Source organism: Glaciecola punicea, from assembly GCF_001756615.1.
Classification (GTDB): Bacteria; Pseudomonadota; Gammaproteobacteria; order Enterobacterales; family Alteromonadaceae; genus Glaciecola; species Glaciecola punicea.
The window spans coordinates 164,191-178,959 of the sequence record NZ_LZXY01000007.1 but is presented as its reverse complement, the minus strand read 5'-3'; the positions used below and the strand labels follow the sequence as shown (position 1 = coordinate 178,959).

Here is a 14,769-nt window from a genome sequence, read left to right as displayed (position 1 = left end):
TTTTTTTGTGCCTGCGGTTTTCGAACTCAGCAGTGAAACGTATATACTAAGGATTTAGAATGACATCAAAACGTTTATACTGCGCTCACTGCGATTATCCAAGTTCAACGTGCGTATGCAGCGCTATAGGCAGTATTCAACTCCCTATAAGCGTAATTATTCTCCAGCACAAAAAAGAAGTATTCCACGCGAAAAACACAATAAGACTAGCGTGCTTAGTTTCGCCATCGATACGTGTAATTAGCACAGCTTTGTGTGAACAAGTAAACAACACACTTACATCTTTAGATGCTAATAATACAGCGGTAATTTATCCCTCAAATGAGAGCAAAGCAATTGAGAATAACCAACATCTTTATAAAAACATAAAAACACTGATTTTTTTAGACGGTAGCTGGAAGCAAGCTTACTCAATATGGCGAGACTTTCCACTGTTGCAGAGGTTCATGCAAATGCATTTTAAATCAGCGCCGCCTAAACAATACAGCATAAGGAAATCTAAGAAGGAGCATCAGTTATCTAGTATAGAGGCGCTAAGTTATTCAATATCTATCGTGACAAAGATCGATACAAGTGAATACTTGAGTGCGCTTGCTAAAATGCAAAAATATTGGCCTAACATTGATTCAAAACCTTAACGCTTCCAGAGCCTAATTAGTAGCAAGAATTTGGCGTTGAGTCTGGGTTGACATCACCGCCAACTTCATCAGGATCAATATTGTGGTCTAATAGGATTTCTCTGACATAACTTATGTGGTCCAACACATGCTGGTAATTATCACCATATTCAAATTTATTAACTTCTATAGATTTTGGCATATAAGTAAAGGCTATTTTTAATGCATGCAGTTCTTCTGCTTTCATGACGTTCTCACTGTTTTGTTGTTTTAAAAGCTTAATCTAAAAATATATTTAACACCAGTTTCGTGTTGACAAATATGAGCCTAAGAATCTCTATTTATGTCGATATCACTTATATCATTGGCTATTTTACTCCTATTTAAAATTAAGCAGATTATTTTTCAAGCTGATTAAGCGTTAATAAGCGTTATAGAGATAAATGCTTTTACTATAATATTGGGTAAGATCATGCATAAAGGCAGTAAGTCATTATTGCACCGAGCTTTATAATTGGCATAGGTGAGACTGCCTGTAAGATTAATCGCTTTTACCACACCTGCATTATCAATATAACTGACTAAAATCCAGTCGGTGGTGCCTCCTTTAAATAGCCTTAGTTTTTTACTATAATCTTCTGAAATTTGGTGACGAGCTCGCTTAATGCGCACATTATTACTTAGTGCTAGTACAGTACCTTTTCCTATTAGATGTTCAAAATAAAAAGTTATTACAGAGTTTAGTTGTTTATAAGGGAACATAACAAGAACCCGCCACATAGACAGATATCCTCATGTCTAGTGGCGTATTCAGAAATAGGGTTGCCAAAATACTTGGAAATTCCATCCATACGAGCAACACTTGCAGTGTCCTAGGTCGTGTTAGCCAATCAAACGTGCGAATTAGGTTTTTATAACAACAGATTGTCTGCATTTATCAAACCAGTAACTAGGCCAACAAGAATGCCAACTACTACAAGGGCAATATCGCAAGAACTTTGATATTGAAAGAGAATAATTGGTGTGCAATTGAAAAAGTTCAACCAACGCTAGCGAACGAGGGAGAGTATCCGAATTCGTTTAGTAAATTGACACTATGGTATGTCAAACGTATATTCTATTTACAACAAAACATTAATTTTCATACTATTTGAATGACACAAACCTGTTTTTCTTCATCGTGATCAAGTATTATTCTGCTTCGAAAATATTTAGGATTTTGAGGTTGTATTCATGAGTGATGACACCGAGTTTAAAGAAGTATTTAACTGGTGGTATTTTTTCGCTATCGTGGTCACATTGTTGGCTTTCCCTTTGCTTCATATAGTAGCTTGGGCAGTTAAAATGTTTCTTAATTAGGTAGTTTACAAGCTATGAAAAATAACATCATTTTAAATAGCATTACTGCAAGAAACACATAAAAGGAAAGAGTGTGTCCCAAAAATTGATCAAAGACGCCGTTACCACCATTATCGATTATCCTAAGCCAGGGATCTTGTTTCGCGATGTAACCAGCGTGCTGCAAAACTACGAAGCCTTTCAAGCGTGTATCGACTTACTAAAAAACCAGTATAGTCGCTTAAAATTTGATAAAGTAGTGGGAACTGAGGCACGTGGATTCTTATTTGGGGCGCCGCTAGCGTTAGCGCTTGGCGTTGGTTTTGTACCAGTTCGTAAGCCTAAAAAATTGCCTCGAGAAGTCATTTCTGAATCATATGAGCTTGAATATGGCACTGATGTTTTAGAAATACATAAAGACGCTATAAGCCCAGGCGACAGGGTACTTATGATTGACGATTTGCTTGCTACTGGCGGTACTATGATTGCCACAGCAACACTTATCCGTCGCTTAGGCGGCGTGGTTGAACACGCTGGCTTTATTATTTCTTTGCCCGACATTGGCGGAAAAGCAAAACTTAAAGCGGCTAACATTACACCATATTGTATATGTGAATTCGACGGAGACTAATTAGCCGATGAGCTATCAAGTTCTGGCAAGAAAATGGCGCCCTCAAACCTTTTCTGAATTGGTAGGGCAACAGCATGTTGTTGATGCAATATCAAACGCTCTTAAAAACGATAAGCTTCATCATGCCTATCTGTTCACGGGAACGCGAGGCGTTGGTAAAACGACGATAGCACGAATTTTTTCAAAAAGTTTGAACTGTGAGCAAGGCCAAAGCGCTAACCCCTGCGGCGTGTGTGACACCTGCATGGATATAAGTGATGGTCGCTATGTCGATTTACTTGAAATTGATGCCGCCTCGCGCACTAAAGTCGAGGATACACGTGAACTACTTGATAACGTTCAATACCGTCCAACACGCGGGAAATACAAAGTTTATCTAATAGATGAAGTGCACATGCTGTCAAAACATAGTTTTAATGCACTCTTAAAAACCCTTGAAGAGCCGCCTGAGCACGTGAAGTTTTTACTTGCCACAACCGATCCACAGAAGCTGCCAGTAACCGTACTCTCACGGTGTTTACAGTTTAGTTTAAAGGCTCTCACGACAGAGCAAATCCAAGATCATTTAGCGTATATTCTGGGCCAAGAACAAATTCAGTACGAGCTATCTGCGCTGGCACAAATAGCGCGAGCGGCGCAAGGCAGTATTCGCGATTCATTAAGTTTGACCGATCAGGCAATTGCACAAGGGAACAATCAAGTTAGCTTGGTAGTGGTGGCCACTATGCTTGGTTTGTTAAATAAAAACCATATTGTGAAGTTGGTTAAGCATATATGTGAGCGTGACAGTGTAAATGCTATAGCCCAGCTTGAAGATATATGCGCACAGTCACCTGATTATTTTCAAGTCTTGTCTCAACTTTTAGGCTTGCTGCATCAAATAGCGTTGACACAAGTTGTGCCCCAGGTATGCAAACTAGACACTGATTCTGCCAAAGGTATTTATACCCTGGCAAAAAGTTTATCTAAGGAACATATTCAAATTTTGTATCAAATTGGCGTGAATGGTAAGCGTGATTTACCCCATGCGCCTGATGCGCGCACTGGCCTGCAAATGACAATATTAAGAATGCTCGCATTTTCGCCTGTGCAAAAGATTGATTTAGACATTGCTAGCTTGATTATCACCAGTAATACTGTGCCTGCGTTTGAATCTTTACCTGAGCCAATAGCGCCGACAATGCAAACACATGATTTACAAGATAGTGATGCTACACAAAAGTCGAATGAGCCTTCTTTAGACGCCGGACTTCAACAGTTAGGTGGTGAAATCACAGGGCAGTCATTATCTCAGCAGACATCGACTAGTGCTAACCCTACAGCCCTAAGCGGTGAACTTGAGCCATCATCACCGCAAAATAAATCACAAGATAGCGATGTACCGTTCAAACAGGGGCCATCAATTAACGCATCTCAAGCGCCTTTTTTTGATGATGAACAGCCCCCATTGCCAGATGAAGAGCCGCCTATATCTACGGATATGTTTGGCGATGAATTTGCATCAAATAACAATGAAAACCAATTTACTGAGCCACAGCAAAGTGAATCACGTTCGCTCAATCTAGCTTCTATTCAAACGCCAGATCATCGTAAGCAAGCTAGTGCAAACACAAGCGCAACTGCTAATACCTATGATTTACTAAAGGTGAGCCAGCAGCTGAAGCAGTATACCAAAGACAAAGAAGAGGATTCAAACGCAAAAAAGTCTGAACCTGAGACCCCAGCCACTCAAGTGGTTGAGGACGGCTTTGCGTATAAAATGGGTCATAAATTTGCACCTTTTTCTGGGGTGCTGTCGGCGTTTTTAAGCAACGGTGAGAAACTTACAAACGCATCGCAGATTGATCAATGGAGCGCGTTTGTCAATGCCACCGATATTCAAGCGCTTACCAGACAGTTATTAATAAACACTACGTGCTCAACTTTATCTAACCCACTGATGTTGACACTTGCTAATGAAAATCATCAGATTAACGAAGGATCTTTAGTTGAAAAAATACAGGTAACAGTGTCGGAGTTATTAGGAGAACAGATTGAAGTTGATATTGTCCTTGGCGATGTTCAAAACACTCCTTTTCAGATACAAAGTAGTATAAATGACATGCGTATGCGTTACGCACTTGAACTAATAAACACCACCGAGTCTATTCAAGAGCTTATGAAAGCGTTTGATGCAAAAGTAGTCGACGGCAGCGTAACAGCAAGATAAGCAAATAATTAACACATAACGAAAGAGAGGACAGTATGTTTAAAGGCGGCATGGGTAATATGATGAAACAGGCCCAACAAATGCAAGAAAAAATGCAAAAAGCGCAAGCAGATTTAGCCACAATTGAAGTCGTGGGCGAGTCAGGCGCTGGTATGGTTAAAATTACCATGGCCTGTAATCATAACGTACGCCGCGTACAGGTTGACGACGCTTTAGTTGGCGACGACAAAGAAATGCTCGAAGATTTAGTCGCAGCAGCCATGAACGACGCCGTTCGCCGCGTACAAGAAACCACCAAAGAAAAGATGGGCGATGTGACCGGTACAATGGGACTTCCAGACGGGTTTAAAATGCCGTTTTAAAAACGCTAAATAGTTGCGACAGTGTCGCAACTATTATTTATGTCATGTGGTCAGTGAGAAATTCAGAGAAGCTCATATATTTTGCAAAATATTTAAAGGTACAATAAAATAAGCATGTCACACAGCCCCTTAATAGACGAACTCATTACCGCTTTTAAATGCCTTCCGGGCGTTGGTGCTAAAAGCGCCCAGCGAATGACATTCAATCTGCTAGAACGTAACCGTGGGGGCGCTCTAAAGCTCAGCCAAGCATTACACAACGCAATGGAGCACATCAACAACTGCGAGCAATGTAGAACGTTTACTGAGGCGCAGTTGTGTAATTTATGCAACAACCCAAGTCGCGCAGAGTCGCAGCAAATTTGTATTGTTGAGTCGCCCCAAGACGTATTGGCAATAGAGCAAACAAGCCAGTTCAAAGGTACGTACTTTGTGCTAATGGGACATTTGTCGCCTATAGACGGGATTGGGCCGAATGAAATTGGTTTAGACATATTGGCGCAGCGTTTACAGCAAGATAAAATTGAAGAAGTTATTCTAGCCACCAACCCCACTGTGGAAGGTGAAGCCACTGCGCATTATATCTCCCAAATGTGCAAAAAGCATAGTATAAGAACTACCCGAATAGCGCATGGTGTGCCGGTAGGCGGCGAATTAGAATATATAGACGGCAATACACTCACCCACGCCTTTAGTGGCCGCAGAGAGTTTTAGTTTTTCTTAAAATATATTCACTAAAACTGTTGAATTTACTCAAATCACCCTCAAATCTACTCCACAACAAAATCACTCACTTTTAGATTTACAGGAGACCCTTGATCATGACTGAAAAAGTCCAACACGAAACGCATGGTTTTCAAGCCGAAGTTAAGCAACTGCTGCAACTAATGATCCATTCTTTGTATTCAAACAAAGAAATTTTCTTGCGCGAACTTGTATCAAACGCTGCCGATGCGGCTGACAAGCTGCGCTTTAAAGCACTTTCTAATGCCGACCTTTACGAAGGCGACGGCGAACTTAACGTAAGGCTTAGCGTGAATAAAGACGCCGGTACGTTAACGGTGTCTGACAACGGCATAGGCATGAGTAAAGAAGAAGTTATTAAAAACTTAGGTACTATCGCAAAATCAGGTACAGCTGAGTTTTTCGGCAAGCTCTCAGGCGACGAAGCCAAAGACTCATCTCTTATTGGTCAATTTGGTGTAGGCTTTTATTCTGCATTCATAGTGGCCGATAAAGTAACTGTTAATACGCGTGCTGCTGGTGCAAAAGCTAGCGAAGGCGTGCAATGGATTTCTGCTGGTGAGGGTGAATTCGCGGTTGCCGACATTGAAAAGCAAGGCCGTGGCACAGAAATTATTCTGCATATAAAAGAAGAAGAAAAAGAATTTTTAGATGACTGGCGCTTACGTTCAATCATTACTAAATATTCTGATCACATTAGTATTCCGGTAGAGCTTTATAAAGAAGAAGTGCCTGAGAGCGAAGGTCCTGATGGTCCCGATGGTGAAAAAATCCCAGCCCAGTCAGGCGTTTGGGAAACGGTAAATAAAGCGACTGCGATGTGGACACGTGAAAAGTCTGACATATCAGACGAAGAGTACACCGAATTTTATAAGCATGTATCACGTGACTACGCCGACCCTTTATCTTGGTCACACAATAAAGTAGAAGGTAAAACAGAGTATACAAGTTTACTTTATATACCATCTAAAGCCCCGTTTGACCTGTGGAACCGCGAGCAGACTAGCGGTCTTAAACTGTATGTTCAGCGCGTTTTCATAATGGACGATGCAGAGCAATTCATGCCTACTTATTTACGCTTTGTAAAAGGCTTGCTTGACTCAAACGATTTACCGCTGAATGTGTCTCGTGAAATATTACAAGACAATAAAATTACCCAAGCTATTCGCCAAGGCTGTACTAAGCGCATTTTGAGTATGCTAGAAAAAATGGCTAAGAACGACGCCCAAAAGTATCAAGCTTTCTACAATGAATTTGGTAACGTATTAAAAGAAGGCCCGGCTGAAGATTTTGCCAATAAAGAAAAAATTGCTGGTTTGTTACGATTCGCTACGACGCATAATGACGGTAACGAGCAAACAGTATCGCTTGCGCAGTATATTGAGCGTATGCCAGAGGGCCAAGAGACTATTTATTATGTGACAGCCGATTCATACCAAGCAGCTCGCACTAGCCCTCATTTGGAAGTGTTCCGTAAGAAAGGGCGAGAAGTGCTATTGTTGGGCGAGCGTATTGACGAATGGTTAATGTCACACCTAAATGAATTTGATGGTAAGACCCTAAAGTCTGCGGCTAGCGCTAGCGTAGATTTGAGCGACTTAGACGATGACGAAACTAAGAAAGCTAAAGAAGATGCAGAAAAAGCGGTTGAAGGCTTGCTTGTCCGTATGAAAGCAGCATTAGGCGAAAAAGTGTCTGACGTTAAGTTTACCCATAGGCTAACTGACTCACCCGCTTGTATAGTCGCTACCGACGACGGTATGACAACGCAAATGGCAAAACTAATGCAGTCTGCTGGCCAAGCAGTACCAGAGCCTAAGTATACTTTTGAGCTAAACCCAGAGCATGACTTAGTTAAGATTGTGTCTGACGTGCAAGACGAGGAACAGTTCTCACAGTGGACACAAGTGCTATATGACCAAGCCGCTTTATCAGAGCAAGGCAGCTTGAAAGAGCCTGCTAGTTTTGTCAAAAACTTAAACGCTTTACTGGCGAATTTAGTAAGATAAAACAGCGGTAAAGCGTTAACAATAAAAGCCAATATGACATCGTCATCATGTTGGCTTTTTTATGCGTTAAAGCGATACAAATGAAGTGTTTGCATGCGGGAAATAGATTACGCCTAAAGTATGATGAATTTTACTGAATAGCGCTTGTCTATGCCCCACCTAAGAGGTAGAGTTTATATAATATAATATAATATAATATAATATAATATAATATAATATATAATTTACATTTCTCAATACTAATCAAATAATAAGGTGGAAGATCTTAATGCGCATTATTCTTCTTGGTGCCCCTGGCGCCGGCAAAGGAACGCAGGCTCAGTTTTTAATGAATAAGTTTGGTATACCGCAAATTTCTACGGGCGACATGCTTCGTTCAGCCATTAAGGCAGGCACCGAAATGGGTTTAGCGGCTAAAAAAGTAATGGACACTGGTAATTTGGTATCAGATGACATAATAATAGGCTTGGTAAAAGAGCGCATAGCCCAAGCTGACTGCGAAAATGGTTTCTTACTCGACGGCTTCCCACGTACTATTGTGCAGGCCGACGCCATGAAAGAGGCTCAGGTTAAAATAGATAACGTAATAGAGTTTGATGTACCAGACGACGTAATAGTTGAGCGTATGAGTGGTCGAAGAGTGCATCCTGCTTCAGGTCGTGTGTATCATATAAGCTATAATCCACCTAAAGTTGAAGGTAAAGACAACGAAACTGGCGATGACCTAATCGTGCGTGAAGATGATAAAGAAAGCACCGTGAGAGCTCGTCTGGCCGTGTATCATACGCAAACAGAGCCCTTAATTGAATATTATTCAAGCGCCGCCGATGAAGGCGTGTGTGTGTATAATAAGCTCGACGGAACACAGTCTGTCGATGTGGTCAGCTCACAGCTATCAACCTTATTATATTAACAAATAATTGTGAATAAAAAGGTCCTGCTAATCGGTAGGTTATTAGGATCTTTCTTTATGTAATATAAGCAAGGATAGCGTAGGCTAACATGGGGTTTCTCTTGCGTTAAACGCCTTTATCATATCTGCCGCTTTTTCAGCAATCATTATCGTAGGCGCGTTAGTGTTACCTCCGATAATTGTGGGCATTATAGAGGCATCGACCACTCTCAACTTAGTCAATCCTTTAACCTGAAGCGCTGAATTTACCACACTGCTTGGGTCGTCTTCTCTGCCCATTTTACAGGTGCCTACCGGATGATAAATAGATTCCGCGTTACCCCTAATATAGTCAATTATTTGTTCATCTGTTTGTAAGGTTGCATTAGGCATATAAGCGCTAGCATCTTTGCCTAATGGCCCGGTTGTTGCCACTTTATGCGCCCATTTATAGCCAGCCAGCATAGGCGCAATATCAGCTTCATTTTGCAAATAATTAGGTTCGATGCAAACGACTACTTTACCCTTTTTAAGGCTTAAGGAGACACTGCCACGACTTTTGGGGTATAAGTTGCAAAAATGAAAGGTAAAGCCGTGGCCGAATGGCTTGGTGCGCCCATGATCAAGCAGTAGTCCAGGTAAAAAATGTATTTGTATATCAGGAACGGTCTTTTCGCTGGATGATTTAATAAAGGCACCGCCTTCAGCAATGTTAGACGTAAGCAAGCCCATTTTATGACGCCAATACTGATAAGGTGCAGTAGCGTTTTTTATTATACTGCTAAATGATAGACCATAGCCCTTGGTCTGTTTTTGTTTAAATAAAATAGTGCCGTCTAAATGATCCTGTAGGTTTTTGCCTACGCCAGGCAAGTCGAGCACAAGCTTTATACCTACACGCTCAAGCTCTTCTTTAGGGCCTATACCTGATTGTAATAATAACTGCGGAGAATTGATTGCGCCTGCACATAGTAGCACTTCTTTATTTGCGCTAAGAATGCTAAGTTTGTTTTTTATTAATACGTTCACGCCTGTTGCAGCGCCGTTTTCAATAACGATTGAAGATACATCGCTCTGCGTAAAAATAGTCAGGTTAGGCCTATCTTTTACACTGTCGCTTAAATAGCCTTTGGCAGTGGAGCAGCGAGAACCGTTGGACTGCGTTACCTGATAAAGACCAACTCCTTCTTGACTTAAGCCATTAAAGTCAGGGTTTTGAGCAGTACCGGCAAGCTTGCCTGACTCTATGTAGTCTAATGTGACTGGGTTAACGTGCTTCAGATCACTAACCGATAAGGGCCCCGCGCCGCCGTGATAAGTCGAAATACCTCGGGAGTTATGTTCACTTTTTCGAAAGTAAGGCATTACACAAGACCAGTCCCAGCCTTGCGCACCCTGTTTTGCCCAGTCGTTATAGTTTTCAGGGTGTCCACGAATGTAACACATTGCGTTTATTGAGCTTGAACCGCCTAGCGTTTTGCCGCGAGGCCAATACATTGCCCGATTATTCATATGGGGCACTGGCGCCGATTCGTAATTCCAATTAAGAAAGGGTAGCTGGCTCATTAATGCGATGCCAAAAGGAATATGAATGGCTGGGTGCGTGTCTTTTTTGCCAGCTTCAAGTAAGCAAACAGTTATATTTGGATCTTGTGAAAGTCGACTGGCTAGTACACATCCCGCTGAACCGGCTCCCACTATTATGTAATCGTAAGCAGACAAATTAAACATTCCTTTTGCATCAAGTAGTCGCACTATGTTACACAATATAATAAGTACTTAGGAAGTTAAATTTACGACCAGTCTAGTTCCATCATTAGTTTTTGTTCAGGGTCTTGATTGCCACACATCTCATCGTATGGTGTGTTTTGCTTAAGCCATACTTGTTCAAATTCTTGGTCCGATAGCTGTTCCTTTATATCCCGTATAGACTGAAAACTTCTACTATTGCGATACTTGTCTTTTAATTGTTTTTCTCCAGAATTTCTACCAATACTGGCGATAAACGTACCGCCTTCAATTGATTCAATATATAAATTCATGTTTCATTAGCCAATAATGGTGTGCGTGTATATTTAAACTCGTTTGCTAAGCGATTAGATCAGCTGATCCACCATTTGTTTCGGCAAATAATAAGGCCTGCACTTTGCAGCGCATCCTTTAGCTTTTTACGATCGTCCAAATTTAAGAACTCGCCCACTTCTTGCTTATGCTTATGGGTGCATAATGCTATGCGCGGAAGCTCCCAGTTATTTTCTGATTCTGAATAAAATACATTAAGCTGTGCTCTGGACATTTCAGCTAAGCTTTGTTTTTTGCGATAGCCGACCTCAACATTAACCACCGTAGGATCTATATAAATTGTCTGTTGGGTATGCGTGAATATCGATACTCGGTACATTAAGTAGGCAAACAGACCCACTTCAATCCCAGCAAAAGGAAGCACTATCCATGCGCCTACAAACGACCATGCTATTGCAATTGTCATTACAACAAAAACCATTACGGCAATGCCCCACTTTGTTTGCTCCCACGTTGCGGAGCGGTTAGGGGATAAAGTAATGATAGTGCAGCGGTTATTGTACGTAGTTACTACCATACTAAACAGCCGTGGATACGTTAAGAATACTTGGCATAATAACCACCTTGGGTATAATCACTAGGTTAATAGAAACAAAGTAATCTTTTTACGTCGGCTTTTAGTTTGCAGACCATTATCATACTTTTACTTATAAATCAGCTAAGAAGCGCGAACGCAGACATTGACACGGTGCCAATGTCTATTATGTTCACCGTAAAGTCTAACTTGCTTTTTTTTAGATGCAGGCTTTACCGTTTCTGGCGCCGGCGTTGATTTTTCTTCTTGGTCTGGGGTCTGCTTTTTAGTCGCGGCGGTTAACAGTCTCGCCAACTAAGTGCTGTAAGGTATCGCGCATAGCCCCGTGTTCTGGGCGCCGGGCGTCAGCGACGATCCATAAAAGGCGATAGTAAAGCCCGCCTAAGCAATATAGTATAAATGACAGCCATAAAAAAAGGCGCTGTTAAGCGCCTTTTAGGTGTCTAGGGAAACACATCAATCATGCAATAGAGCTTACTGATTTTCTATCACTGTGCTGCCAATATCAATTCTTCGAGGCTTCTGTGCTTCAGGAACCACGCGCTCTAAGTCTATATGAAGCATACCGTGCTGTAAGTCAGCGGCTAACACTTTTACGTTGTCACCTAATTGGAACTTGCGTTCGAAATTACGTTCGGAAATGCCTTTGTGTAGATACTTTCGCTGCTGCGTTTCTTCGCTGCAGAGTTCTTTGCTCGCGTTTTCAGTTTCTGACTCTTTGTTGCCTGTTACTTTTAAGGTGTTTTCTTGCACTTCAATGATCACGTCATCTTTTGCAAAGCCTGCAACAGCCATGGTAATACGGTACTTATCTTCGCCCAACAATTCTATATTGTATGGCGGATAGCTAGTTTGTTTTTCTTGGCGATTGGCGGTGTCAATCATAGACGCTAAGTGATCAGAGCCAATAAATGAACGGTATAATGGTGATAAATCGATGGTTCTCATGGTCATATCCTTCCTATTAAGCAATATGTAAGGTTGTTATTTACCTTATCCCGACTATTCGGCGATAAGCAGTTGATAAGCTAAAGGTTAATACCCTATTGGCTTTATCAGTGAACCCTTTCGGCGTCCACAATACATATATAGGATTGACTTATGATTTTTCAATTACTATTGACACATTATTTCTTATTATTTTATAAGCTTATGATTTTAAAACTATTTATTATGACGTTCTTTTAATACTTTTATCGCGTCTGACAAACATAGGTCGCTAGCCTGCAGCAATACTATTAAGTGATAAATTAAATCTGCCGACTCGTTTTTAAGCTCTTCTAGGTCGCGAACCGTTGCCGCTAGCGCGGTTTCCACGCCTTCTTCGCCTACTTTTTGAGCAATGCGTTTAATGCCGCTGGCGTATAAAGATGCTGTGTAGCTAGAATCAGCAGGCGCATTTTTGCGCGATGCTATGACCGACTCTAACTGTGCTAAAAAACCTACATCACAAATGTTTGATTCATTCCAACATGAAGTTGTGCCTTTGTGACAGGTGGGACCATTCGCGTTTGCTAGCACCAGTAAACTGTCACTGTCACAGTCGGCGCTAATATCCACTAGCTCTAAGGTGTTGTTAGAGGTTTCACCTTTGGTCCATAAGCGCTGTTTGCTACGGCTAAAAAAAGTGACTAAACCCTTGCTTATAGTCGCATTAACCGCGTCTTTATTCATATACCCTAGCATAAGAACTTGTCCACTGGTGGCATCTTGAACGACACATGGTAGCAAACCTTTCATTTTGTCCCAGGCAAGCTCTTGTAAATTTTCTGATGTCACTTTCATGTGTGTTCCTATGTGTTTTTAACGCGAACATGGTGTTGTGGTGTTGTGGTGTTGACTGAATCTTCTTTTACTGTCTAATTTCAATACCCTGAGCGGCTAAATACGCCTTGAGTTCATCCATGGCAATAATGTTCTTATGAAATACCGAGGCAGCCAGTGCTCCGTCTACACCCGCTTGCTTAAATACCTCAGTAAAATGCGTCATGGTGCCGGCGCCGCCTGAGGCAATTAAGGGGACTTTGCATTTTTCACGTACTTTTGCTAACTGTTCAATATCGTAGCCGTTGCGCACACCGTCTTGGTTCATGCAGTTAAGCACTATTTCACCGGCGCCTGCGCTTTGTACTTCTTGTATCCAGTCGAGTGTTTGCCATTTTGTTTTTTGAGTGCGTGTTTCATCACCCGTGAACTGGTAAACCTCGTAGGCTTGGGTGTCGGGGTTAAAAAAACTATCGATGCCCACTACTACACACTGTTGCCCGAAGGTGTTGTATAAATCGGTTATTAACTGCACATTGCTAAGGGCAGGGCTGTTGACCGAAATCTTGTCTGCGCCCATAGCCAAAATATGACCGGCATCTTCAACGGTTTTTATGCCGCCGGCTACGCAAAATGGAATATCAATAACCTGTGCTATTTGGCTAACCCAGCTTTTGTCTACTACGCGTTCGTCGCTTGACGCAGTAATATCATAAAACACCAGTTCGTCAGCGCCAATCTGCGCATATCGCTGCGCAAGCGGCACTATGTCGCCAATAATTTCATGATTTCTGAATTTCACGCCTTTTACCACCACGCCATCGCGCACGTCTAAGCAAGGAATTATACGTTTTGCCAGCATGCGATTGCCTCCTCTAAGGTGAATTTACCTTCTAGCAAGGCTCTGCCGAGTATTACCCCTTGAACATGAGTGGGCTTAAGTGCGGTTATGTCGCTTAAACTGCCGATACCGCCCGATGCCTGCCATACAATATCTGGATATTGCGCTACAAGCTCTTTATACAAACCGTTATTGGCACCTTTTAAAGTGCCGTCTTTGCTTATGTCGGTGCATAATACGTGGATTAATCCTACTGATGAATAATGCGCGATGAGTGAATCGATACTCACCCCTGAGTTTTGCTGCCAGCCATGGGTAGCCACAAATTTATTGTTGTTTTTATCTATATTTACGTCAAGGGCAAGGACGATTTTTTCAGCCCCAAATTCTTCAAACCAGCCGGCCACTAAAGCTTGTTCGCTAACCGCTAAGGAGCCTATAACCACTCGGTCTACACCCGCCGCTAGGAGATCAATCACGTCTTGTTTACTGCGCACGCCGCCGCCTGCTTGAAACGCCATGAGGCCGGTTGCCACCATCGATTTAATCAACGGAATTTGGCGTAAACTAGGATCCTTAGCGCCGGTCAAATCCACTATATGCAGTATTTTAGCCCCTTGACTCGCGTAATCTTTCACCACTTCAACAGGGTCTAATTGATACTCAGTGGTTTGTGCGTAGTCGCCTTGGTATAAGCGCACCACTTTGCCTTGAATAAGATCGATAGCGGGTATAATCATGAAGC

16 protein-coding genes are annotated in these 14,769 nt (G+C 41.9%); 7 read left to right on the top strand and 9 right to left on the bottom strand.

All coding sequences use genetic code 11. The features are described from left to right. The first annotated feature begins 59 nt into the window (after nucleotides 1–59). Complete coding sequence (locus BAE46_RS10165; protein ID WP_006004886.1) at nucleotides 60–638, top strand: DTW domain-containing protein; 579 nt, start codon at nucleotides 60–62, stop codon at nucleotides 636–638. Nucleotides 639–654: 16 nt separating this feature from the next. On the opposite strand, the gene BAE46_RS10160 is transcribed toward BAE46_RS10165, so the two are convergent. Both BAE46_RS10160 and BAE46_RS10155 read right to left on the bottom strand, forming a co-directional pair. After that, on the bottom strand, nucleotides 655–864 hold the full coding sequence (locus tag BAE46_RS10160; RefSeq protein ID WP_006004888.1) for a hypothetical protein: 210 nt from the start codon (nucleotides 862–864) through the stop codon (nucleotides 655–657). Between the two features lie 167 nt (nucleotides 865–1,031). After that, nucleotides 1,032–1,289 carry a hypothetical protein gene (locus BAE46_RS10155; protein ID WP_141729338.1) on the bottom strand — a complete coding sequence of 86 codons (258 nt, stop codon included), beginning with the start codon at nucleotides 1,287–1,289 and terminating at the stop codon, nucleotides 1,032–1,034. 760 nt (nucleotides 1,290–2,049) lie between these two features. Between BAE46_RS10155 and apt the strand changes: the two genes are divergently transcribed. From apt to adk, 6 genes are all read left to right on the top strand, one after another. Then, on the top strand, nucleotides 2,050–2,586 hold the full coding sequence (apt, locus tag BAE46_RS10150) for an adenine phosphoribosyltransferase (RefSeq protein WP_006004895.1): 537 nt from the start codon (nucleotides 2,050–2,052) through the stop codon (nucleotides 2,584–2,586). Nucleotides 2,587–2,593: 7 nt separating this feature from the next. After that, nucleotides 2,594–4,795 (top strand): DNA polymerase III subunit gamma/tau, encoded by a 2,202-nt coding sequence (gene dnaX, locus BAE46_RS10145; protein WP_070112650.1) that lies wholly within the window; start codon nucleotides 2,594–2,596, stop codon nucleotides 4,793–4,795. A 35-nt stretch (nucleotides 4,796–4,830) separates the two neighbouring features. Continuing rightward, complete coding sequence (locus BAE46_RS10140) at nucleotides 4,831–5,157, top strand: YbaB/EbfC family nucleoid-associated protein (protein WP_006004898.1); 327 nt, start codon at nucleotides 4,831–4,833, stop codon at nucleotides 5,155–5,157. A gap of 114 nt (nucleotides 5,158–5,271) precedes the next feature. Continuing rightward, complete coding sequence (recR, locus tag BAE46_RS10135) at nucleotides 5,272–5,871, top strand: recombination mediator RecR (protein ID WP_006004901.1); 600 nt, start codon at nucleotides 5,272–5,274, stop codon at nucleotides 5,869–5,871. 107 nt (nucleotides 5,872–5,978) lie between these two features. Continuing rightward, the gene (gene htpG, locus BAE46_RS10130; RefSeq protein WP_070112648.1) at nucleotides 5,979–7,910 is read left to right on the top strand and encodes a molecular chaperone HtpG; all 1,932 of its coding nucleotides are present in this window, start codon (nucleotides 5,979–5,981) and stop codon (nucleotides 7,908–7,910) included. Nucleotides 7,911–8,178: 268 nt separating this feature from the next. Continuing rightward, entirely contained in the window at nucleotides 8,179–8,823 is a 645-nt protein-coding gene (gene adk, locus BAE46_RS10125) for an adenylate kinase (protein WP_070112646.1), read from the top strand. Nucleotides 8,824–8,907: 84 nt separating this feature from the next. Here the strand turns inward: adk and BAE46_RS10120 are convergent, their stop codons facing one another. From BAE46_RS10120 to hisA, 7 genes are all read right to left on the bottom strand, one after another. Further along, entirely contained in the window at nucleotides 8,908–10,524 is a 1,617-nt protein-coding gene (locus BAE46_RS10120) for a GMC family oxidoreductase (RefSeq protein ID WP_083256858.1), read from the bottom strand. 71 nt (nucleotides 10,525–10,595) lie between these two features. Then, the gene (locus BAE46_RS10115; RefSeq protein ID WP_006004909.1) at nucleotides 10,596–10,844 is read right to left on the bottom strand and encodes a DUF6482 family protein; all 249 of its coding nucleotides are present in this window, start codon (nucleotides 10,842–10,844) and stop codon (nucleotides 10,596–10,598) included. A gap of 59 nt (nucleotides 10,845–10,903) precedes the next feature. After that, nucleotides 10,904–11,401 (bottom strand): DUF2244 domain-containing protein, encoded by a 498-nt coding sequence (locus tag BAE46_RS10110; protein WP_070112644.1) that lies wholly within the window; start codon nucleotides 11,399–11,401, stop codon nucleotides 10,904–10,906. A 492-nt stretch (nucleotides 11,402–11,893) separates the two neighbouring features. Further along, entirely contained in the window at nucleotides 11,894–12,367 is a 474-nt protein-coding gene (locus BAE46_RS10105) for an Hsp20 family protein (RefSeq protein ID WP_070112642.1), read from the bottom strand. Between the two features lie 216 nt (nucleotides 12,368–12,583). Beyond that, nucleotides 12,584–13,204, bottom strand: coding sequence for a bifunctional phosphoribosyl-AMP cyclohydrolase/phosphoribosyl-ATP diphosphatase HisIE (gene hisIE, locus BAE46_RS10100; protein ID WP_006004917.1), 621 nt, complete (start codon nucleotides 13,202–13,204; stop codon nucleotides 12,584–12,586). Nucleotides 13,205–13,271: 67 nt separating this feature from the next. Beyond that, complete coding sequence (gene hisF / locus BAE46_RS10095) at nucleotides 13,272–14,045, bottom strand: imidazole glycerol phosphate synthase subunit HisF (protein ID WP_006004920.1); 774 nt, start codon at nucleotides 14,043–14,045, stop codon at nucleotides 13,272–13,274. Beyond that, entirely contained in the window at nucleotides 14,027–14,764 is a 738-nt protein-coding gene (hisA, locus tag BAE46_RS10090; RefSeq protein ID WP_006004923.1) for a 1-(5-phosphoribosyl)-5-[(5-phosphoribosylamino)methylideneamino]imidazole-4-carboxamide isomerase, read from the bottom strand. The genes hisF and hisA overlap by 19 nt, the downstream gene beginning before the upstream one ends. Between the last annotated feature and the right edge of the window lie 5 nt (nucleotides 14,765–14,769).